Origin of the sequence: Vibrio sinaloensis (assembly GCF_023195835.1) — a bacterium.
GTDB lineage: Bacteria > Pseudomonadota > Gammaproteobacteria > Enterobacterales > Vibrionaceae > Vibrio > Vibrio sinaloensis_C.
In genome coordinates this window covers 284647-307555 of record NZ_CP096200.1, presented here as the reverse complement: position 1 = coordinate 307555, position 22909 = coordinate 284647, and the positions used below count along the sequence as shown (strand labels likewise).

General features: G+C 48.6%; 15 protein-coding genes and 1 tRNA gene. 8 read left to right on the top strand and 8 right to left on the bottom strand.

All coding sequences use genetic code 11. The features are described 5' to 3' along the window. Nucleotides 1–65: 65 nt before the first annotated feature. Entirely contained in the window at nucleotides 66–1526 is a 1461-nt protein-coding gene (locus MTO69_RS14950; RefSeq protein WP_248335196.1) for a DUF3360 family protein, read from the bottom strand. 368 nt (nucleotides 1527–1894) lie between these two features. On the opposite strand from MTO69_RS14950, the gene MTO69_RS14945 reads away from it, so the two are divergent. After that, on the top strand, nucleotides 1895–4492 hold the full coding sequence (locus MTO69_RS14945) for a DUF294 nucleotidyltransferase-like domain-containing protein (protein ID WP_248335195.1): 2598 nt from the start codon (nucleotides 1895–1897) through the stop codon (nucleotides 4490–4492). Here MTO69_RS14945 and MTO69_RS14940 read toward each other — a convergent pair. Next, a complete protein-coding gene (locus MTO69_RS14940) occupies nucleotides 4477–6135 on the bottom strand; it encodes an electron transfer flavoprotein-ubiquinone oxidoreductase (RefSeq protein WP_248335194.1) in 1659 nt (552 codons plus the stop codon). The two genes, MTO69_RS14945 and MTO69_RS14940, sit on opposite strands and share 16 nt — an antisense overlap. A gap of 110 nt (nucleotides 6136–6245) precedes the next feature. On the opposite strand from MTO69_RS14940, the gene MTO69_RS14935 reads away from it, so the two are divergent. Both MTO69_RS14935 and MTO69_RS14930 read left to right on the top strand, forming a co-directional pair. Beyond that, on the top strand, nucleotides 6246–6998 hold the full coding sequence (locus MTO69_RS14935) for an electron transfer flavoprotein subunit beta/FixA family protein (RefSeq protein WP_248335193.1): 753 nt from the start codon (nucleotides 6246–6248) through the stop codon (nucleotides 6996–6998). A 10-nt stretch (nucleotides 6999–7008) separates the two neighbouring features. Next, a complete protein-coding gene (locus MTO69_RS14930; RefSeq protein ID WP_248335192.1) occupies nucleotides 7009–7962 on the top strand; it encodes an electron transfer flavoprotein subunit alpha/FixB family protein in 954 nt (317 codons plus the stop codon). Between the two features lie 57 nt (nucleotides 7963–8019). Here the strand turns inward: MTO69_RS14930 and MTO69_RS14925 are convergent, their stop codons facing one another. The 4 genes from MTO69_RS14925 to MTO69_RS14910 all read right to left on the bottom strand — a co-directional run bounded on the left by MTO69_RS14925 (nucleotide 8020) and on the right by MTO69_RS14910 (nucleotide 13289). Beyond that, nucleotides 8020–9168 carry a dihydrolipoamide acetyltransferase family protein gene (locus tag MTO69_RS14925; RefSeq protein ID WP_248335191.1) on the bottom strand — a complete coding sequence of 383 codons (1149 nt, stop codon included), beginning with the start codon at nucleotides 9166–9168 and terminating at the stop codon, nucleotides 8020–8022. Next, the gene (locus MTO69_RS14920; protein ID WP_248335190.1) at nucleotides 9165–10148 is read right to left on the bottom strand and encodes an alpha-ketoacid dehydrogenase subunit beta; all 984 of its coding nucleotides are present in this window, start codon (nucleotides 10146–10148) and stop codon (nucleotides 9165–9167) included. The genes MTO69_RS14925 and MTO69_RS14920 overlap by 4 nt, the downstream gene beginning before the upstream one ends. Then, nucleotides 10141–11247, bottom strand: a complete 1107-nt coding sequence (gene pdhA, locus MTO69_RS14915) for a pyruvate dehydrogenase (acetyl-transferring) E1 component subunit alpha (protein ID WP_248335189.1) — start codon at nucleotides 11245–11247, stop codon at nucleotides 10141–10143. Before pdhA ends, MTO69_RS14920 begins: the two co-directional genes overlap by 8 nt. Nucleotides 11248–11735: 488 nt before the next feature. After that, nucleotides 11736–13289, bottom strand: a complete 1554-nt coding sequence (locus tag MTO69_RS14910; protein WP_248335188.1) for an alanine/glycine:cation symporter family protein — start codon at nucleotides 13287–13289, stop codon at nucleotides 11736–11738. Between the two features lie 559 nt (nucleotides 13290–13848). Here MTO69_RS14910 and MTO69_RS14905 point away from each other — a divergent pair. The 3 genes from MTO69_RS14905 to MTO69_RS14895 all read left to right on the top strand — a co-directional run bounded on the left by MTO69_RS14905 (nucleotide 13849) and on the right by MTO69_RS14895 (nucleotide 17561). Next, on the top strand, nucleotides 13849–15849 hold the full coding sequence (locus MTO69_RS14905; RefSeq protein ID WP_248335187.1) for a HAMP domain-containing methyl-accepting chemotaxis protein: 2001 nt from the start codon (nucleotides 13849–13851) through the stop codon (nucleotides 15847–15849). A 146-nt stretch (nucleotides 15850–15995) separates the two neighbouring features. Further along, nucleotides 15996–17351: a transporter substrate-binding domain-containing diguanylate cyclase gene (locus tag MTO69_RS14900; RefSeq protein WP_248335186.1), complete on the top strand. Its 1356-nt coding sequence runs from the start codon at nucleotides 15996–15998 to the stop codon at nucleotides 17349–17351. Nucleotides 17352–17486: 135 nt separating this feature from the next. Next, nucleotides 17487–17561, top strand: a tRNA-Gly gene (locus tag MTO69_RS14895). Between the two features lie 449 nt (nucleotides 17562–18010). On the opposite strand, the gene MTO69_RS14890 is transcribed toward MTO69_RS14895, so the two are convergent. Both MTO69_RS14890 and MTO69_RS14885 read right to left on the bottom strand, forming a co-directional pair. Further along, nucleotides 18011–18202 carry a hypothetical protein gene (locus MTO69_RS14890; protein WP_248335185.1) on the bottom strand — a complete coding sequence of 64 codons (192 nt, stop codon included), beginning with the start codon at nucleotides 18200–18202 and terminating at the stop codon, nucleotides 18011–18013. A 405-nt stretch (nucleotides 18203–18607) separates the two neighbouring features. Further along, nucleotides 18608–19282, bottom strand: a complete 675-nt coding sequence (locus MTO69_RS14885) for a fructose-6-phosphate aldolase (RefSeq protein WP_248335184.1) — start codon at nucleotides 19280–19282, stop codon at nucleotides 18608–18610. A gap of 222 nt (nucleotides 19283–19504) precedes the next feature. Here MTO69_RS14885 and MTO69_RS14880 point away from each other — a divergent pair, with 222 nt between their 5' ends. Together MTO69_RS14880 and MTO69_RS14875 are read left to right on the top strand one after the other, a co-directional pair. Next, entirely contained in the window at nucleotides 19505–20410 is a 906-nt protein-coding gene (locus MTO69_RS14880) for a glycyl-radical enzyme activating protein (RefSeq protein ID WP_248335183.1), read from the top strand. A 2-nt stretch (nucleotides 20411–20412) separates the two neighbouring features. Next, nucleotides 20413–22836, top strand: a complete 2424-nt coding sequence (locus MTO69_RS14875) for a formate C-acetyltransferase/glycerol dehydratase family glycyl radical enzyme (RefSeq protein ID WP_248335182.1) — start codon at nucleotides 20413–20415, stop codon at nucleotides 22834–22836. The last annotated feature ends 73 nt before the right edge of the window (nucleotides 22837–22909 follow it).

Sequence of the window (22909 nt, the reverse complement as noted above, 5' to 3'; positions counted from 1 at the left end):
TTCGAACGAAAAATAAACAATAAAGAGGGGGAAGGGCACAGCCTTGCGCTGCGCCCAAATAGAGATTAGTGGCCGATCAGTGCGGGAATGCCCGGCAATTGACCCACCAATGCGAGTGAGCCTACACAAATGACGAATGCCAAACCTGGGATCAGGTATTTGTCTTTCGCTGAGAGCTCTTTAGCGCGTTCGTGGTCGCCAATTAGGCCCATGTTATCGAGCAGCATAGTGGTCGCCCAGCCGAATACTGGGTTGACAAACGCACAGGCGAAGATACAGATGCCCGCACTGAGAGAGTCCTTATGCTTGTGGATCATCTGCATACCGGCTTCAAGTAGCGGCAAGAACACACCGACAATCAACGCCACGCGCAGTACCGGTTCCCACATCGCTAAGTCCATCGGATAACCAATGACCGCAGCGGCAATACACATAATACCAGTGAGCAACGCGCCACCCGGAATAGGGCGTTTTGCAATCGCCGCAGGGATCATATAGGTCCCCCAAGAAGAAGCAAGGTTACCACCGCCAAGGAATGAGCCGATACCCTGACGAATCGAGGCCACCATCATGGTGTCATCCACGTCCATCAGAACGCCTTTGGCTTCTTTCGGGTAGTTCAACTCTTGGAACACACGGTGACCAAGGTAGTCTGGCGACCACATGGCGACCGCAAGTAACGCGAACGGTGTCACTGCGATAAAGTGCTCTAGATTTGGCCAGCCAAGTTGCCAACCTGTGTCTTCTCCCCACCAGTAGAATGGGCTGAAATGAGGTAGGCCGGGCTCAGTGGTAAAGGCGAACTCAGCACCCATGACATACGCGACAACACCTGCAATCAGTGAGCAAAGTGGAATCGCCAGCCAACGTTTATTGATTTTAGCCAGGTAGGCATACACAGCGACGGTGACACCAATGACCGCAAATGAGATATAGCCTTGATCGGTACTGGCAGCCCAAGCTTCGGTTTTGTTGATTTGGCTAATCAAACCAACCGCACCAAGGTAGATCAGCAAACCTCCGCGCACGCCAACACCGGTGAGCGTCATCAGTTTGGAGCCCCCTTTAGTGTACGCGAGCAGAAAACCGAACATACACACCATGATGCCGAGTGCCAGTGGGTGTCCACCTGCGGCGGCAATCAGCGGGATAAGCGGGATCATCGGGCCATGCGTACCGGCCAAGTTGGAGTTTGGATTTAAAATCGCAGAAAAAAGGATAACAAACAGCGCACCTGCGATCAGCAGTTCATAGCGAACGTTCTCTGCAACAAACTCTGGCGACAAGCCAAACTGCGCCGCAAACACCGCGACCATGGCGGTTACCATCACCACTTTACCTATGGTTGCGGCCAATGCAGGCACTAAGTCTTCAAGTTCGACACTGTAGTCGCGCGAAGGTAAATGAATCCCCCAGCGGCGAAAACTCATGATCTTTAAGTCGTGGTTAAGAAACTCTTCTCGGCTCTCAAATTCATGCGCTTTACGGCGCATGTCCCTGTAAAAGGTTTTACTTTTATTAGACATCTAATCGTCCTATGTTGTGTAGCGAAGTTGAACCATGTCAATGAGTGTTCCAATTACGCTTGGTATACTGACCTTCAGCCAATACGAGACGACATCCCAGACGTTACCAAACCACTTTATCGTACTGATAAAGAAGGAAAACATGGGTTTACTCCGTTGATGAAAACACAGGTGCATTGCAGCACATGTGTTGAAATTCAAAGCAATAACATTGGCGACATACTAGAAAAGCACTCGTGAGCAAATATTGACTTGAATTAATGAACGCGCCGATGCGATAGCCAAGCTGATTGCGTTTTAGCAAAATTGCAACGCACTGCACATTTTTGAGTGAAGTATCAATATGAGACTGGATTGACTAAAACTGAATGAAAATATCAGAGCACGCACAACGCACTCAGCAGCTGTATGGGATTCGCGCCGAAGAGATCCATCGTTGGATTGACGGCTTTTTTGACTATCAAGGCCAAGATCACGCGCAGACCATGAAGAGCAGTGTGGAGTATGACCCATACGACCATCGCCGATTTCGTCATTGCAAAGAAGCACTCGCCGAGGCGATCAAAGAGTTCGGCGACAAATACACCAGTCAGCAAATCAAAAATGTGTTTGAAACGCATGTGCGTGATGATTACCACGGCTACCTCCCAACGCGAGCCGATTTCGAAAACGGCAGTTTTACCGCCAAATATCACGATGCCAATCATCAACAAGACTTAAGCGAGGTTCTCGATGCCAATGAGTTGCACGACTACTTTGCTGGTTTACGTTCCGCTCCCGATGAGTCAAGTTCCTCTTTCAGTCAGTTTAGCTGGCGCTTAGTTGTGCCTACGGTGATGGCCATCATTCTATTTGTCACCACCATTATTTATCTGATATTGCCGCTGGTTGAGCAGTCGATGTTGGGGCAAAAAAGACAGATGCTCAAAGAGCTCACCTCGACCGCGGTCAGTATTGTCGACAGCTATGTTGCCTTAGAGCAGCGCGGTGTGATGAGTCTCGAAGCGGCGCAGCAAAAAGCGGCGATGGAAGTGAAAGCAATGCGCTATGGTGCGGAGAATAAAGACTATTTCTTTATCACCGACATGCAGCCGAAAATGATCATGCACCCTTATCGTCAAGATCTAACCAACCAAGACTTAACCGATTTCGTCGACAGTGAAAACAGTACTGGGTTTCCGATGTTTGTCGAAATCGTCAATTTGGTTAAAGCATCGCAGCAAGGTTACCTTGAGTATCAATGGCAGTGGAAAGACGATACCAACATTACCGCGCCCAAGCTAACCTATGTGGAAGGGGTCGATGAATGGCAGTGGATTGTCGGGACCGGCGTCTATATCGATGATGTGCAAAGGGAAGTGGATAAGCTCGAAGCGGTGCTATTTCGTGTTTTTGTCGGGATTACCTTAGGTTTAACCGCTGTCATGCTGTACGTGTTGGTGCAATCGAGAGCGATAGATCAGCGCAAAAAGCGCGCGGAAATGGCGCTGCATGAAGCGAAAAACCGCTATCGTGCCTTGGTTGAGTCGTCCAATGAAGGCTACATTCTCGAGGCAGATGGAAAAGTGGTGTTTTCCAACAGCCGCTTACACCAGTTGCTCGGATATACCGACACCGAACTCAAATCTGGCTCGATTTGGCAGCAGCTCTTTTCGGACTTACCGAGCAATAATCCAGTTTTGCAGCACTTGTTGCAGCTGTTTATGCATCAAACAGAGCCGGCTGAATTTGAAGCACAAATCGTCACCAAAAGTGGCCGCCCGATAGATATTATCCTGAGCACCTCGAGAATTTTCTTGTCGGAAAAACTTGGTCATGTGATCTCATTTCGCCCGATTGTGCGCAAGATATACAGTGGGGGTGGCGGCTCGGTCAACCCGACATTTGATTACCAAAAAAGTGGTACCAGTATCGTCGCCGATATTCAGCAAGGGGAGAGCCTAAGCCATGTGGTCGAGTCACTGAATCGCTTGACCGACTTGATTCGCGAGATGATCAGTGCCGGAACCAAACCCGATTATTTGCGCCGATTAATCGGCAGTACGTACGATGCGGCAATTTGTCGTTTCATTGAACTGACGATAGAAGAAATTGGTCCACCGCCAGTACCCTTCTCATTTGTGTCGTTTGGTAGCAATGCGCGTCACGATATGACTCTGTTTTCTGATCAAGACAATGCGATTGTATTTGAAACCCCGGATGAGCAAGATCTAAAGTCGATTCGTCGTTACTTTTTGCACCTCGCCGAGCGAGTATGTAAGCAGCTCAACCAAGCCGGTTACAGCTATTGTGAAGGCTTAATCATGGCCTCCAACCATCAGTGGTGCTTGAGTGAGAAAGAGTGGTGCGACAATTTTAGCCACTGGATTCAACAGGCGACGCCAGATTCGATCTTGGAGCTGAATGTGTTTTTCGATATCCGCTCGACCTATGGCGCGGCTAACCTAGTCGACAATATCCAGGCCCACATTCAACAGGTTTTACAAGCCAACCCGGAGTTTTTGACCACCTATGCCGAGCACTGTTTGACGTATTCGGTGCCGCTTACCGATGAAAAGCAGCTCGATACCGACCGTATCGACGGCCGGGCCTCACTGAATCTTAAAGAGTGCTTGCGGCCGATGGAGATTTTCTGTCGACTGTATGCGCTCAAACTCGACGTTCGTCACAGCAACACCATGGCCCGATTGCAGGCGATGCGAGAGCACAATGAACTCGATTCTCGTCAATACCGAGAGCTGGTGTATATTTTCGATCACATTTGGCATTTGCGCTTTATGAATCAAGTTATTGAGTATACCGATCTACGTAAAGTGAACGATCTGCTCGCGATTGCCGACCTCACCTTGTTAGAGCAGCAAAACTTGACCAATGTGTTAAAGCGGATGACCCTTTGTCAACGCAAGGTCGCGCAAGATTTTTTATCACGGCCGGTTCGGATCAGCGAAGATTACATTGATGAATAATTTGGGCCGCCGCCCTCTGGTGGCAACCAAGTTATGTTTTGCGAAGGGTCTTTGATATCGCACGCTTTGCAATGTAAACAGTTGGGTGCATTGATTTGCAGTTTGCGCTGACCGTCCACCTCGATAACTTCATACACCCCAGCAGGGCAGTATCGCTGGCTAGGTTCATTGAACATAGTCATATGGTGGGTGAGTGCAATGCGCTGGTTGGCAACTTGCAAGTGGCAGGGCTGGTTCTCTTCATGAAAGGTGCCTGAAAGATAGAGCGATGACGCTTTGTCGAAGCTCAACACCCCATCGGGCTTAGGGTAGTCAATCGGCGTGCAGCGAGACAACTCATGGAGTGCTGCATAGTCCGGTTGTGAGTTGATGATGTTCCAACGTGACTGGGTTCGGGTTAAGCGTTGCCACACATTTTGTTCAAATAGACTGATAGCACCGCCTAACACTGAGCCATATTGATGAATCGCGCCGGAGAAATTTCGGTGCTGGGCCAGCTCTTGATATAGCCAAGAGTTTATGAACAGTGGATGGTAGTTCGCTTCCGGCTTGCTGTTTAATAGTGCGTTAAACGTTGCCTCGGCAGCGAGTAACCCTGATTTCATAGCGCAGTGGCAGCCTTTGATTTTGGCCGCATTCAGCGTGCCAGCATCGCAGCCGATAAGCAGCCCACCGGGGAACTGCTGCTTGGGCAGTGAAAACAGCCCGCCTTTCGCCAGTGCCCTTGCCCCATATTCAATGCGTTCGGCGCCTTGTAAATAACGGCTAAATTGAGGGTGATGTTTGAGGCGTTGAAACTCGTCGAATGGGCTTAAATATGGGTTGCTGTAATTAAGATCAGTGATCAGGCCAACCGCGACCAGATGATCGTCAAAATGATAGAGAAAGCTTCCGCCTGTGGTCGCTGATTCTGTCAATGGCCAGCCGGTCGCATGCAGCACCAATCCGGGTTCAAATCGAGCATCCCCTTTTGGCAGTTGCCAGATTTCTTTGATTCCGAGTGCGTAATGCTGGGCATGGCAATCGGCGTCGAGATTGTACTTAGCGATGAGCTGCTTACCCAAGTGACCCCGAGCCCCCTCAGCGAACAGCGTTTGCTTGGCGTTAAGTTGCACACCAGGTTGAAAGTTGCCTTTTTTATCGCCGTGTTTATCCAGCCCCATATCCGCAGTGATAATCCCACACACCGAGCCGTTGCTGTCAAAATAAATCTCCCGCGCAGGAAAGCCCGCAAATACCTCCACACCCAGCGCTTCGGCTTGTTTTGCCAACCAGCGGCACAGCTGGCTTAGGCTAACGATGTATTGCTCATGGTTATTGCGTAGTGCAAGTGGGGTAAGAAACTCCGGTACCTTAATGTGCCGCTCTGCACTGGTCAGGTAGAGCAGTTTGTCTTGGCTGACTTGAGTGGTGACTGGCGCTCCCTGTTGTCGCCAACTGGGGAAGAGTTCATCCAGGGCTCTTGTCTCAAATACCGCACCAGACAGCGAGTGCGCACCGATTTCGGGGGCCTTCTCGACCACGCAAATCGACACCTCTTGTTCACGCTCTTGGCTGAGTTGCGCTAAGCGGCAAGCGGCGCTTAAGCCTGCTGGTCCAGCTCCGACGATGACGACATCGAAATCCATGCTTTCTCGTTCCATTCCGGTCACCTTTGAATGATCTCAGCACCATTTTGATAACTATAGTTACAGTTGACGTAAACGTAAACTTTACTAAGCTGAAAATATCAACGACTGGCGAGGAACAGGCAATGAAGATTTTGGTTGCGATCAAACGAGTGATTGACCCTTACAGCAAAGTTCGGGTCAAGTCTGATGGCAGCGGCGTCGAACAAGACAACGCGAAAATGGTCATTAACCCGTTTTGTGAAATTGCAGTAGAAGAGGCCGTACGGCTTAAAGAGGCAGGCCGTTGTCAAGAAGTGGTGGTGGTGTCGATTGGCGCTGCCAATTGTCAGGAGCAACTGCGCAATGCCCTCGCACTCGGCGCGGATCGCGCAATTCATGTTGACCACTGTCAACCGAGAACGCCTCTGGGCACGGCTAAACTGCTCGCGGCGATCATTAAACAAGAGCAGCCACAACTGGTGCTACTGGGGAAGCAGTCAATCGATAACGATAACAACCAAGTACCACAAATGTTGGCCGGTTTGATGAGTTGGCCACAAGCGACCTTTGCCTCCAGCCTAGTCGTAGAAGAGGACTCAGTGACTGTCACTCGAGAAATCGACGCTGGACTTGAAACCCTAGAGCTAAGATTGCCTGCTGTCGTCAGTACCGACCTGCGTCTTAACGAGCCGCGTTACGCCTCGCTACCCAATATTATGAAAGCAAAACGCAAGCCTTTAGAAGTGGTCGCCGCCGACACGCTGGTGGCAGACGTCGAGTCACGCCAGCAGGTGTTGAGTGTGTTCGCTCCAGAGCCGAGAAGTCGCGGTGTGCGAGTCGCGAGTGTCGCCGAGCTGATTGATAAGCTCAAAAACGAAGCCAAAGTGATTGAGTGAGGTGCGTAAGATGACCCAGTTGAACATACTGCTGCTGGCGCAGCACGATGGCGAGCAGATCCTTGCTCAGACCTATAGCGCTTTAACCGCGGCTTTTGAGCTTAAGCAGCAAAAAGGGGCAAATATCGACCTGTTATTGATCGGAGAAGAATGCGATTCAATGGCCCAAACCCTGCGCGGCTGCCCAGATATCGAGCGAGTGCTGGTGGTCAGTCATCCACTCTACCGAGATGGACTAGCGGAAAACCATGCGGAAGTGTTAATGGCGCTGTCCGGTCAGTATAGTCACGTTTTGACTGCCGCGACCAGTTACGGCAAAGATGTCATGCCAAGGTTTGCCGCCATGGCCGATGTCGACATGTTATCGGATGTGGTGGCGATTGAAACGCCCGATACCGTGATTCGTCCTATCTACGCGGGTAATGCACTTGCACGTGTACAAACCCATGATTCGCTGGTGGTGATGACCATACGTGCGACCGCGTTTGACAAAAGTATGCCTACATCAGACGGTTCAGCGCCTTGTGTATCGCTTGATTTAGAGCACTCAGCGCGTAGCACCAAGTGGATGAGTCGTGAGCAGCAACAGTTAGAGCGCCCAGATCTCACTCAAGCAGAGGTGGTGATCTCAGGTGGTCGTGGGCTAGGCAGTAAAGAGAACTTTGCTATGGTGACTGCGTTGGCAGATAAATTGGGCGGCGCAATAGGCGCTTCACGAGCAGCGGTCGATGCAGGTTTTGTCAGCAATGATATGCAAGTCGGGCAAACAGGCAAAATCGTGGCCCCGCGTCTTTACATTGCCATTGGTATTTCAGGGGCAATCCAACATGTTGCCGGTATGAAAGATTCACAGGTGATCGTGGCCATTAACAGCGACCCTGATGCCCCTATCTTTGATGTCGCGGATTATGGCTTGGTGGGCGATCTGTTTGAGCTACTCCCGGAGCTAATCGAAAAGATTTAAGTCTCGAGAAAAGTAAAAACGCACCCATCACGGTGCGTTTTTACTGCGTTCAGTATTCTAGCTATAAGCTTGTTGCAAATGCTGCACGAGTAACTTGGTGAAGCGTGCTGCTTCGCCACCAGTACAAGCGCGGTGGTCAAAGGTTATCGACAGCGGCATCACTTTGACTGCTGTCGCTTGCCCTTGTTGCATTTGTACACGTTCAATGATTCGCCCAGCGCCAACAATCGCGACTTGAGGTGGAGAGACCACTGGCGTTGCAAAAATGCCGGCAATCGCACCAAAATTCGATAGAGTAATCGTGGCGTTTTGTAAGCTGTCGCGACCAATACGTCGACTCCGAATGCCATCGACAGTCTCGTCCAACCAAGCGCGTATCTGCTCGCCCTGATATTGGTCAGCGTTTTTGAGCACCGGGACGTACAACCCATGGCGACTGTCGACCGCAATACCAATATTCACCTTGCTGTGTACGCATCGGGTCATGGTTTCTGCATCAAACCAGGCATTCATCGCTGGCTCTTGCTTACAGGCATGCACCACCGCTTGAATTAATCGTGCGGAGATGTCTTCATTGTCACCCCAAGCACCTAAACTCGCCTCTTCGGTAATGGTCACCGCAGCGACATGTTGGTGAGATTCAGACATGGTCGAAACCATGGTGCGGCGTGCGCCTTTTAATACCTCGGTTCCTGGGCTTTGTTTTCGCGCTTGCGCGTAGATATCTTCGTCTATGACCATGCCATTGGCGCCGCTGCCGTGCACTTGGTCGATGTCGACGCCGAGCTTTTTCGCCAGCAGTCGCGCTGAGGGCAGGGCGGTGACTCTTTGTTCACAAGAGGAACTGTGTGTACTGCCAATCCAAAAATCATCGACATTGACCTGATGGGTACTCTGAGAGACATTACCTACGACAGTGGCGGCATCGGTCTTTTCAGCTTGCTGTTTTGGCGCGGTCCCGACAAGTTCGGGGTGCTCTTCAATCTCGAGTAACAAGGCGCCAATATTGATCACATCGCCCTCTTCACCGTGGCGGCTAACCACCACGCCAGGATAAGGTGCTGGGACTTCGACCACCGCTTTGGCTGTCTCGACTGTCAGTACTACTTGGTCAACTTCCACGTGATCGCCGACATTAATATGCCATTCGACGATTTCTGACTCGGCTAAACCTTCACCGAGGTCGGGTAACAGAAAGGTTTTCATTTCCAGCCCTCCACGAGCTCACGTGCGGCTTGCACTATGTCTTGCTCATCAATCATGAAGTAATCTTCGTTACGGTAGTACGGCATGATGGTATCCATCCCCGTCACCCGTTTGGGCGGCGCTTTTAACAAGCACATCGCGGTCTCGGCGACGCGAGCCAGCAGCTCTGCACCCACACCACAAGTGCGACTGGCTTCGTGCACCACCAGGAGTCGCCCGGTACGCTCAAGTGAGCGCAGTATGGTGTCCATATCAATCGGTTTGATGGAGGCCAGATCGATCACTTCCACCTCAATTCCCTGGGTAGATAAGCTCTGCGCGGCTTGCAGTGATTCCACCACGCACGCCCCCCATGTTACTAACGTGATGTCGCGCCCTTTGCGTAGGGTAAAACAGCTATCAAGTGGTAGAGCTTCTCCACTGTCGACCACCTCAGATTTGACGGTGCGATAGATGCGCTTGGGTTCAAAAAACATCACAGGATCGTTGCTGCGAATCGAGGCCAACAACAGCCCATAGGCGCGTTGTGGGGAAGAGGGAATCACCACCTTGAAACCGGGCGTGTGGGCAAACAGTGCCTCAACGCTTTCAGAATGGTGCTCTGGGGCGTGAATACCGCCACCAAATGGCGCGCGAAATACCGCCGGGCAAGTTAAGCGGCCTCGGGTGCGGTTGCGCATTCGCGCCGCATGGCAGATCAAATGCTCCATTGCCGGAAAAACAAAACCCTGAAACTGAAACTCAGCCACCGGGCGCAACCCTTGGCTGGCCATACCAACGGCCACGCCGCCAATCAGAGCTTCGGCCAAGGGAGAGTCAATGACTCGGCGCAGACCAAATTTCTGCTTTAACCCCACGGTAGCGCGAAATACCCCGCCGTTGTCACCGACATCCTCACCAAGAACGATGACATTCTCATCACGCTGCATCTCGTGGTGCAGAGCAAGATTCACTGCTTCGACTAAGGTCAATTCAGCCATGTTTACCTCCCTGCATACGCATCGCTTTGTGAATGAGTTGGTCTCTTTGCGGATTCAGTTCAGCAGGCGCTCGTTCATAGAGGTAATCGAACGCGGACTCAGGGGCTTGCGGTGTCAGATTCATATAGCGCTCTACCGCACGTTCAACCCGCTGTTTACATTCGCCAAGCCAAGCTTGTTCCGCTGCATCATCCCACGCGTTTTGCGCTTGTAAGTACAGTTTAAGACGCTGAATCGGCTCATATTGCCAAGCTTGGTTGAGTTCATCGTCGCTGCGGTAACGGCTCGCGTCATCGGCTGTGGTGTGATCGCTGAGTCTGTAACTGATGGCTTCAATCAAAGTCGGACCTTTACCTTTTCGGGCTCTATCAAGCGCAGCGAGCACACAATCGTGCATCGCCACGACATCATTGCCATCCACCGTGACTCCTTTGATTCCTGCACCTTGTGCTTTTTCGGATAAGAAATCCGCCGCACATTGCAGAGCTCTCGGTACAGAGATCGCCCATTGGTTATTGTTGACTGCAAACACCAAGGGGAGATTCCAAGCGCCGGCGCAATTAATGCTTTCTAAAAAATCGCCTTTAGAGGTAGCGCCATCTCCACACGTGACAAGTGCTGCATGGTGGTGGCCCTCAATTTTCAGCGCAGCAGCAACACCAACTGCGTGGGTACACTGAGTGGCGATCGGTACACAAAAAGGGAGATCGCGGCAATGCTCTGCTTGGCCGCCATCAGTGGGCTTGATATGGAAGTCACTGCCTCGTTCATCGCCTCCCCAGTACTGAAGATTTTTCTCCATCTCTATCCCACGAACCCACATTGCCGGCATATCGCGATAGTAAGGGACAAACACATCTCTTGGATGCATCGCATGGCCAATAGCAATGCCAAACGCTTCGGCACCTAAGTGGGAGGGGTAGGTACCGAGTTTCCCTGTGCGCTGCAAAGCGACGGCTTTGTGGTCGTAGGTTCGGGTCAGCACCATATCTTTGTAGAAGGTGATAAGGGTTGGGATGTCTGCCCAAGCAGGAAGCTGATTTACCGACACGCCGTTGTGGTCGATAAATCGAAGCATGGGAAGCGTCTGAACATTCATTGCTCTCTCCTCATCGCCAGCCTATGTGGATCGCACATCTGGCCAGCCAACAATGACTCGTAGATCATGTTACGATCGCCTGAGTCAGGATAGATATTGTTATTCATACCTAGGTTGAGTGAAACAAACACAAGCCGCTATCAAATCATCACAACTCATACCATTTTGCTGCAAAATAGCCAAACCACAGAGTAGTGTGTGGTTGTTCACCCATAACCTAAAGTGTAATCAAATTGTTAAATTATGCCTAAAGTGAGGCAGAGTGATGGAGTAAAGTGAGGTATACAGGTTGTCGAATGGCCGATGAATGTGCCAGAAAGTTGAGTGCGAGGTGTTGTAAAGAAGAATGAAATACTTTATCAGCTAGAAAAACTAAAACGAACGACCGAAAGTAGCGGGTTCAACTAAGTACAAATTGTTACCTTTTAACCAAAAAAAACAGCAGGCCTGAACCTGCTGTCTTCAATCATCTAACCGAGTGTTTAGGTTTACTCTGGTTGTTCAGCCAGTTTTGGCTCTTTTTGTTGTTGTACCTTGTACACTTTACCTGCGTTGAAACGCTCTAGGTAATCAGCTAGGTCGCGTTTCACTTCTGGAACTAGGATGTAGAGACCAACAATGTTCACTAGCGCCATTGCGAAGATCATCGCATCAGAGAAGTCGATAACCGGACCAAGGTTCATTGCTGCACCGATGACTACGAAGATACAGAACTTAACTTTGAAGATAATTTCCGCTGTCTTGCTCTCACCGAATAGGTAAGTCCAAGCTTTTAGACCGTAGTATGACCAAGAGATCATCGTCGAGAACGCGAACAGTACCACAGCGACAGCTAGGACATATGGGAACCAGCTAATTGCGCTACCAAATGCTGCTGACGTCAGTTCAACACCGGCAAGGCCTGTATCTGTGTCTAAGTAGCCTGTAATGATGATGACTAGCGCTGTCATCGTACAGATAACAACAGTATCGATGAACGGTTCTAGTAGTGAAACGAAACCTTCAGACATTGGCTCTTTGGTTTTAACCGCTGAGTGTGCAATTGCTGCAGAACCCACACCCGCTTCGTTCGAGAACGCCGCACGTTTGAAGCCTTGGATAAGCACGCCGATCACACCACCAGCAATACCTTCGCCAGTGAATGCACCGTGGAAGATAGCGTAGAATGCGTCGTCGATTCTATCGAAGTTGATAGCCAGAATAACCAGCGCTGCACCAACGTAGATGGTTGCCATGAATGGTACGACTTTTTCAGTCACTTTGGCGATTGACTTAATACCACCAATGATAACGATACCGACGATCACCGCTAGGATAAGTCCAAATAGCCAACCTTTATCAGCGAAGAATGAAGCGTCACCACCGGTAACACCAACAACCTGTTTGAACGCTTGGTTCGCTTGGAACATGTTACCGCCACCTAGTGAACCACCGATAGCAAACACTGAGAATAGAACCGCTAGAGTACGACCCAATGCCGCGTTGCCGCGTTTTTCTAAACCTTTGCTCAAGTAGTACATTGGACCGCCCGAGACTGTACCGTCTGGGTTAGTGTTACGGTATTTAACACCAAGCGCACACTCGACGAACTTGCTAGACATACCGAGTAAGCCAGCAAGGATCATCCAGAAGGTTGCACCCGCACCACCGATAGAGACGGCGACAGCAACACCTGCAATATTACCAAGGCCAACCGTGCCCGAGAGCGCAGTCGTCAATGCTTGGAAGTGAGAAACCTCACCATCTTCTTTCGCTTTTGGATCAGAGAACTTACCCGCAACGAGCTGAATCGCGTGTTTAAAACCGCGGAAGTTGATAAAGCCTAGGTAGACTGTAAAGAAAGAGGCGGCAACCACTAACCAAAGAACAATCCACGGCACCTGTACGTCTGTAAAAGGGAACGGAATAGTCGAGAAGATCATTCCTACAAAAGGGTTAACGATAGGTGCAACGACTTCGTTGATTTTTTCATCCAAGTTGGATGCTGCAGCGCTACCTGCAAATAAACTCGCCAAAAGGGCAAGCGATATACGCTTTGTCATGCTTTTCCTGCCTGTGAATAGGTGTTTATATGAATATTATTTATATGATGTTGTGTTTTGTTACATTCTTGTAACGTTTGCTATTATTCATTTTATTAATATATGCGCAACATCTTTGACCGAAATTTTGATCCAGCAAACAATTCTAATTTTTACTAACTTTTTACTGCATATTTGAACTTATTGACTGGTTACTGGCGTTATATCGGAATATGTGTCAGGCCAATCTTGACTAATTTGGTCGGATATATTGGGGTTTGGCGCTGTAGATAAAACTATCTGATTAGATAATGAGCAGTGTGACGCGTTGGATTTGCCGCGTTTTTTAGCGATTAATGAAATGCTATGCACTTGTAGTGGGTATATATCTTGTTGTTTCAAAAAAATCGACTACGGCCCAATGCAAAGGGCCAGTTCGAATTAGATAGGATTCTCGTTTAGCGAAGAGTTTTTTGTTTGTTAACTCTAAGACTAAAGTTTAGTTAATTGACATACATATATTTAACAATGCGTTACAAGCGGCTATAGTATCGACAGATAACATTACAGGAGTTAAAGGATGAAACTCACGATATCAGGGAAGTTACAGTTGAGTTTTCTGTCGCTTGCAGTACTTTTTATCGCATCCGCATTTTTTATTTACCGCAGTGTGAGCAGCGTTGAAACCCATACCCAGTCGCTGCTCAGTCAAGACTTACCGACAGTAGACGCTTCGCGCACTATTCAACAATCGGTTCACGCCACAGTCTCTTCACTTCGAGCCTACATGCTGCTCGGCGGGGATGAACAAAGTGCGGCGGTACACACCGCCCATCTGCAACAAGCCATTGAGCGGGTAGAAGCATCACTACCGCCTTTAGAAGCATTAATTGACGCCGAGCAATATCAGCAAGTATTGAGTGAGTGGGCGAGGGTAACTTCTTCTATTAGTGAGATCGCTGAACTCAGTCATAGTGACGAGAACTTGCCAGCGCATTCGCTATTTATCAATGAAGCGGCGCCAATTGCCGAAGTCGCGCTCGATCAACTGCAAGGTCTGATTAATGACGAAGCGAGTAATAAACAGGGGGGCGAACGTAAGCGACTGTTTCGCCTATACGCTGATAGTTATACCTCTCTCGCCAATGCGCTCTCTTCAATGCGCGACTTCCTTTTATATGGAAAACAAGACTACCTCGATAAGTACCAAGACTTTTTGCAGTCACACAATAAATCGGTCAAGGAAATCGAGTCAAAAGTGGATTTAATGTCGGACAGTGACCAAGGATTGTGGTCGCTATTTAAAGAGATGCAGCAGCTCTATTTCCCTTTGGCGCAGCAAGTGGTGACGCTGCGCTTTTCTAGCGATTGGAACATTGCCAACCAAAAAATGGCCAATCAGTTGATCCCTGCGGTTGACTCGTTAAATGCTCAACTTGAAGCGGTGATTAACCAACAGCAACAGCGTGCAGACCAAAGTGGTCAGGGCATTTTTAGTGCCGTCACTTCCGTGTTAACTGTGCTGATTGTTTCGATCGCGGTAGTGGTGGCGGTTTCGTTCACTGTTGCGCATTTTATGGGCAAAAATATTGGTTCTCGAGTGGCGATCATCTCAAAGCGCGCTGAATCCATTGCCAACGGCGATATTTCGCAACCGAGTTTAGAACTAGGCGGGAAAGATGAGTTGGCGAGCTTGACTCGTTCAATCAACAAAATGAACGATGCACTGGCGAACATAGTGAAAGGGGTAAGTGAAAAAGCACACAATGTTGGTGCCAGTATGGCCTCGTTGCAACAAGCAAGTGACAAAACGGTGTCTCAGGTTGAAACCCAAAAAGCGACCATTGGTTTAGTTGGTCAGCAGGTTGCAGAGGTCAGTCACGCCGCGAGCGAAAACGCGCTTCAAGCGGAGCAGTCAGTCGCGACTCTTGCGGAGTCTAAAGCGCAAATCGAGCGAGGGTCTCAAGCGCTCGACCTAAACAAAACCACCGTAGATTCACTCCATGCCACAATCGAAAAAGCCAGCGAACAAGTGACCGAGCTAAGTAAAGAGAGCGAAGCCATCGGCAGAGTGACCGAAGTGATTGAAAATCTCGCCGAGCAGACAAATCTGCTGGCGCTCAATGCCGCAATCGAGGCTGCGCGAGCTGGTGAGTATGGTCGCGGTTTTGCTGTGGTCGCTGACGAGGTGCGACTACTGGCAACCCGAACTACAGAATCCACCACTGAAATCAATCATATCGTTAACGCTATTCAGTCATCGACCCAAGCCGTGGTTAACGAAATCGATAAGAGCCAAGCACTGGCGAAAGAGGGCGCGGACCACACCCTGCAAGCGCATGGCACATTGAGTGCAACCACCAGTCAAATCGAACACCTCAACCGACAAATGCAAGATTTGCTTAACTCAGCAAGGCAGCAATCTAACGCAACCGACGAAATTCAGGTTTTGATGGAGCAGGTGATCAATTCGGTTGAAGATGTGGCGAATATGTCAGCGTCGTCGGCGCAGATTTCGAGCCAGGTTCAATCCCAAGTTGGTGAATTAAATGGAGATATGAAACAGTTTAAGACGCAGTGATGGTCTTTAACACAATGGTTATTGACCTGAGTCTCACAATTGGATACCTGTTTCATATAGCGAAGAAAGTATCATCTATAACTATTGTAGATGATTGAAAAATTGGTTCGGGAGCATCGCACCTGAAGCAAAGGTTGGGTGATTGTGTGTTTCGGTTATTGCTGATTATGGTTTGTTTGTTAGCGTTTAGCGTGCAGTCTCACGAGACGGGTACGTTGACGGTCGCAAACTCGAAAGCGTGGAAGCCATTTTCATTCATCAATAGTCAAGGTGAGCCTGACGGCATACTTATCGACTATTGGAAAGCATACGGCAAAAAGCATCACATTAAAGTCGAGTTTCTCCTCACCGATTGGCAAGCCTCACTCGACGCGGTGAAGGAAGGCAAAGCGGATATCCACGCTGGTCTATTGTGGTCAGAGCAGCGTGATACTTATCTCGACTACGGCCCTGCGTTTATGAACATTGATACGCAGCTGTATATTAGCCAAGATCTCATCGGCACTAATCTTGACCGATTTTTGTTGGGCGAGCACGACTACCAAGTCGGTGTTGTTGCAGGAGGGTATGAGGAGTCATTCACCCGTCTGCATTTCCCCAACTTATCCTTAGTTAGCTTCCCCAATAACCAAAGTATGATTGAAGCCGCCTATGACGGCGAGCTCGAAGCCTTTGTTGCCGATCTGCAAGTCGCTAACTTTTACCTCATCAGTGAGCGCGATGATATTCAGCGTTTCGTCGGCGTGCGTCATCTCTATTCTGGTGAGCTTCGTCCAGCGGTAGCCGAAGGCAACAAACAACTTCAGCAGGATATTATTCAAGGCATGGAGGCATTAGGGCTAGAAGAAAAACAACAGATCCTAAATCGCTGGATGTACGTCAACACTGTGTATCCAGTCTACTTAGTACCTTTGTCTGCATTGGCAATTGCTATTGTTGTGGTTGGCTACATCGTAATGCTGAACTTAACTGTAAAAGCAAGAACGAGAGAGCTACAGCGTGCTAACCAAGAACTCAAAACTCTATCAGAGACCGATCAGCTAACCGGACTGAGCAACCGAAGGCATTTTGTCGAACAGTTAGAACGTCGTCTAAAGAGCAAAGGCTCAATCGCCGTGATGATTTTTGATATCGACGACTTCAAATCTATCAACGACACTCACGGACACCAAGCAGGGGACCGAGTCATTCGCGATGTTGCACGAGCCGCAAAGAGTGTATTATCCGAACCGCATCTTATTGGTCGAATTGGCGGTGAAGAGTTTGCGGTGATAGTGAACAATGAGAATTATCATGATGTGGCAGAACTGGCAGAGATGATATGTGCTCAGGTTCGCACCGTAGGTTTGCGCGAAGACCACACTCGAGAAGTCACCGTCAGCCTAGGCTGTGCCTACTATTCCAACGTAGAGACCTCCATCTCCCTTTCCGATGCAGACAAGCTGATGTATCAATCGAAATTGGCAGGAAAAGACTGCGTTACCGCGAAACAAATTCTCTAAGTGTCATGGCTTTGAACACAATTTCAGCGCTCCAACAGCAAAAGTGGCGATAACTTCAGCAGTCGAACCAAAATCACCATAAAAGACTTTTTTTTTCAGTCAGATGTGGCATATTAATCATGTCTTCGACGCAAAGCGTACTTCGTATAATGGCTATTACCTCAGCCTTCCAAGCTGATGATGCGGGTTCGATTCCCGCAGTACGCTCCAATTCTTACCCAACAAATCATTCCCTTATTTGATAAATATCGAACGCTTGAGTGCGTTTATTGTTGTGTCTAGCACTTGGTAAAAAGCTTGGATGTTAGCTCAAACACGACGACTCTCAATAGTGATGATACAAGTCGCTGGTGAGAACACTGATCAAACATTTTCTAAATGTTGAATGTAGATTCACCGCGCAATCAATTTTGGTTTCGGATCGAGATCAATTCTCTATGCTGAGGGAACCTCGCGTTATTACGGAGAGCACACTCAGTAAGGTGTTATAAGCAGTGCATGGATGCCGCGGTTGGTACTACTCGCTGTGATTTTGCCGGTTATTTCGAGCTGGGGTTCATTATCCAAAGCAATCAAGGGAAAGGTAAGCTGACAAGGTAATGGCTAGTATGTCAGCTCGTTGCGGTGTTCATCCGATGTTCCTTTTCGGTGGGTTTTAGTTAGTTCTCCTTAACAGAAATTGAGTCGGCATTTGATGCTCGGTCAAAGTGAACATTAACTAAAGTACCAGATTTCTCAAACACCATTTCATCAAAATCCGTTCTGGCGATTTTGTACCCGTTGCGGGCAAACAAGCTGGTGACTTTTGTCCGTTGCTGTATTTTTAGCGCGGATGAAAATAGTTTTTTCATGCGATATGGGCCTCATTTTTGTCTCAATAACTTGAGTCTAGTACCACATGAGTGGATAAGCTATGAATAAGTTTTCACCAATGTGGTGCAAAAATGCACTTTTATGCTGTTTGGTGATGGTTGCGTGAATAGAGTGAAATTAACCTGATTAATTATATGGTTTTATGTGATCTGAATCACGAATACGCCGGCGACCTGTAAGGCTATGTACAACCAAAAAGCAATAACTGGTTACAAATTACTAGCACGTCTATTTGCTGGTGGAGTTTTTTTGCCCACGGTTAAGGCTAAAGCCAGTAGTTACTACACCAATAGTTGGGTAGTCGTTAGTCTCTAGCATTATCAAACTCGCCTAAAAAGGGCCACGGTGAGCCCTTTGTTTGAGAGTAGAGAAATGACAACCCTTTAGCTTTCGAATGAAAGTTTGTCGCCAAACGTCTCTTTCCAATCTAAATCGAACTGTGCCACTGCAGGTGCCACAGCAGGGTGAGCAAACATCGCTGCGGCAACGTCGGTCGGTAGGGTGATGGCTTTGATCCCAAGCTTCATTACCTCCATAGCTTGCTGAGTGTTCTTAAAGCTCGCCGCTAGAATCTTTGATGGTAGTTGGTTTTGGTCTAGCAGTAGCTGCAGATCTGCGACGACCTCAATACCGTTGCCGTTCATTGCGTCAATCCGGTTTACATAAGGCGCTAAGTAATCAGCGCCACATAAAGCGGCCAGAAAACCTTGCTGGGCTGAGTAAATAGCTGTCGCTAAAACTTGAATACCTTCTGCTTTCATTAACTTAATAGCGGCCAGACCTGTTTCAGTCGCGGGTACCTTTACCACCATATCGTATGGCAGCTCGTTGAGTTGACGAGCTTCTTGGACCATTCCTTCAACCGTTGCACTAACGACTTGCGCATGAAAGCGAGGCGTACCACCCAAAGCTTGCTGCATCTCTTTAAGTGTTTCGTTTAAGCCCTGTTTCGATTTCGCAAGAATAGTTGGGTTGGTTGTAACCCCTTTCAGTGGAAGGCATTGCGCGAAGCGCTTTGTTTCTGTTACGTCTGCGGTGTCTAGGTAAAGTTCAATCATTTGATTCTCTCTCACTCGTGCTAATCACGAGACCTCAGTTAGATTTTGTGAGTTAAGTAATGTTGAGAACACTATAGATCTCGCTACCTGAATAGTTGTTGATTTAGATCAATTGAAATTTCAATTGAAACTAACATAATTTCATTTAACGAAAGTTAATCTGGTTTTAAATGAAAGTTTAAATCACCGGCGGCTGTTAAAAGGCGGACATAGGTAAGCGGTATGTATTTCAACATTCAACGATTCTCAACCCATGATGGCGACGGCATTCGCTCTATCCTTTTTCTTAAGGGTTGCAGCTTGGCCTGTCCTTGGTGTCAAAATCCTGAGAGTCGCAGCGAAAAGCATTCTCTTTTATTTGATCAGCGGAGCTGCCTTGAACAGTGCCAACTATGTAGCGACGCCTGTGCAGGCATCACTCGTGACGGAACTAGTAACAAGATTATCGTAAACCGCAAAGTGATCTCAGATGCTCAGATCGTTGCGCTCAAGGAGGTATGCCCCACTCAAGCATTGAGTGTGGTGGGTGAGGATGCACAAGTCGAAGCGTTGTTCGATACGCTGATGAAGGACAAGCCTTACTACGACCAAAGTCAGGGCGGGGTGACCTTCTCTGGTGGGGAACCACTAATGCAGCCAAAGCTTGTCGCCGATATCGCTAAAAAGCTGCAACAAAATGGTGTTTCAACCGCGATTGAAAGTTGCATGCATGTGCCATGGAAAAATGTCGAGGAAGTCGCGCCGTACATTGACTGTTGGTTAGCAGACTTAAAACATATCGATGAAGAGAAATTTTTACAGTGGGCGAAGGGTTCACTCAAGCGCATCAAGCAGAACTTTCTCAAGCTTGCCCCTATCGCTAAACGTATCGTCATCCGTGTGCCCGTTGTGCCTGGCTTCAACGATACCGATAACGAACTGGAACAGATCATCGACTTTGCCGCTTCACTTGATAGCTGTAGAGAGCTCCACCTACTGCCTTATCACACATTAGGCATCAACAAATATCGTTTACTTGATATGCCGTACCTATGCTCGGACCAACCCCTAAACAACCCTGAGCTATTAGAACGCGCGCAACAGTATGCAAGCAAACACACCGAACTCAACGTGACTGTACGAGGTTAATCATGGACTTAAATTTCCTACCCGAGCGTATTAAAGCGCACAAAAACCAGCTAGTTAACATTGTTACGCCGCCGATTTGTACTGAGCGTGCACAGGCATACACTAAGGCTTACCAACTAAACGAAGACAAGCCAGTGATCATTCAACGTGCGCTAGCTCTGAAAGAGCACCTTGAAACTCGTACCATCTGGATTAAAAATGACGAACTGATCGTTGGCAACCAAGCGAGCAAACTTCGCGCTGCTCCAATCTTTCCTGAATATACGGTGCGTTGGATTGAGGCAGAGATCGATGATCTAGCCGACCGTCCGGGCGCAGGCTTTGATGTAACGGCACAAGATAAAGAGAACATTCACAAGTTAACGCCGTACTGGCGTGGTAAAACCGTACAAGATCGCTGCTACGGTCTATTTACTGACGAACAAACCGAAATCCTGTCGAGTACTATCATCAAAGCAGAGGGCAATATGACCTCGGGCGATGCCCATCTTGCGGTGGACAACGAAAAGATCCTAGCGCTGGGTATGAACGGTCTGCTTGCGGAAGTCCGAGAGTTTCGCGCCGCCAATGATGTTGCGACTTATGAAGGCCTCAAGAAAGAGCAGTTCTACAAAGCGACTGAGATTGTTCTGCTGGCGATTCAAGCCCACATGGCAAGCTTTGCAACCCTGGCCGACGAGATGGCAGCGACAGAAACTCGCGCCGAGCGCCAAGCCGAACTCAAAATAATTGCACAAAACTGTCGTCACGTTGCTTATCACGCCCCAGAGAATTTCTGGCAAGCACTGCAGTTAAGCTACTTTGTTCAATTGATGCTGCAAATTGAATCCAACGGTCACTCAGTCTCCTTTGGGCGTATGGATCAGTTCTTAAATGATTTCTATGTGGCCGATGTTGAAAGTGGTGTGCTCGAAAAAGAGTTCGCACTTGAGCTACTACAAAGCTGTTGGCTAAAGCTACTCGAAGTTAACAAGATCCGCTCCGGCGCGCACTCAAAAGCGTCTGCAGGTTCACCGCTTTATCAAAACGTCTGTATTGGTGGACAAAAGCTAAACGCAAAAGGCGAGCCAGAGGATGCGGTTAACCCTCTGTCTTGGGCAATCCTAGAGTCATGTGGGCAGTTACGTTCAACTCAACCAAACTTAAGTGTTCGCTACCATGAAGGCTTGAACCAAGAGTTCCTTATGGGTTGTATTGATGTTATCAAGTGTGGCTTTGGCATGCCTGCATTTAACAACGATGAAATCGTTATTCCAGAATTTATCAAGTTAGGTGTGGAGAAAGAGGACGCCTACAATTACGCATCAATCGGCTGTATCGAAACGGCGGTTCCGGGGAAATGGGGTTACCGCTGCACCGGTATGAGCTTTATTAACTTCGCTCGTATTCTTCTGGCTGCACTGAACAAAGGACAAGATGCAACGTCGGGTAAGACGTTCCTCGCGCATGAAAAGTCACTGGCGGAGGCGAGCTTCAATAGCTTCGAAGAAGTGATGGAGTCTTGGGCCGATCAAATTCGCTTTTACACGCGCAAATCTATCGAAATTGATACTGTGGTTGATACGGTACTAGAGCAGCAAGCTCAGGATATCTTTTGTTCTTCATTGGTTGATAGCTGCTTAGAACGGGGTAAAACAGTCAAAGAGGGCGGCGCTAAGTATGACTGGGTTTCTGGCCTTCAGGTAGGTATCGCAAACCTTGGTAACAGTCTTGCAGCGATCAAGCACATGGTATTTGATGATGCGCAAATCTCTCAGCCAGCACTCGCTAAGGCGTTGGCTGATAACTTTGAATCAGCCCAGCAAGAGCAGCTTCGCCAGCGTATTTTAAACTTTGCCCCTAAGTATGGTAACGATGATGATGCCGTTGATTCGCTGTTGGCCGAAGCTTACCAAGTGTACATTGAAGAGCTAGACCACTACGTCAACACGCGCCATGGCCGTGGTCCAATTGGTGGTGGCTATTACGCAGGAACATCATCGATCTCAGCCAACGTACCATTTGGCGCATCCACAATGGCAACCCCAGATGGTCGTAAGGCAACCACACCGCTAGCAGAAGGCGCTAGCCCATCATCAGGCTCTGACCGTTTGGGCCCAACAGCGGTTTACAACTCGGTGGGTAAGATTCAGGCCAACAAAATTTTAGGTGGCGTGCTACTCAACCAAAAATTGAGCCCGGCTGCGGTCGCGTCTGAGGGAGATATGCTTAAGCTGTCGATGTTGATTCGTACCTTCTTTAACTACCACAAAGGTTGGCACGTACAGTACAACATTGTGTCTCGAGACACCCTCTTAGCGGCGAAAGAGAATCCAGAGCAATACCGTGATCTTGTCGTGCGGGTTGCGGGTTACTCAGCGTTCTTTACTGCGTTATCTCCCGATGCTCAGGACGACATCATTGCACGTACCGAGCATGAGTTATAAATTCGATTTCATTTAAGTTTCAAATGAAAATAAGAGGCACTATAATGGTGCCTCTTTGTTTTCCGTTTCATAA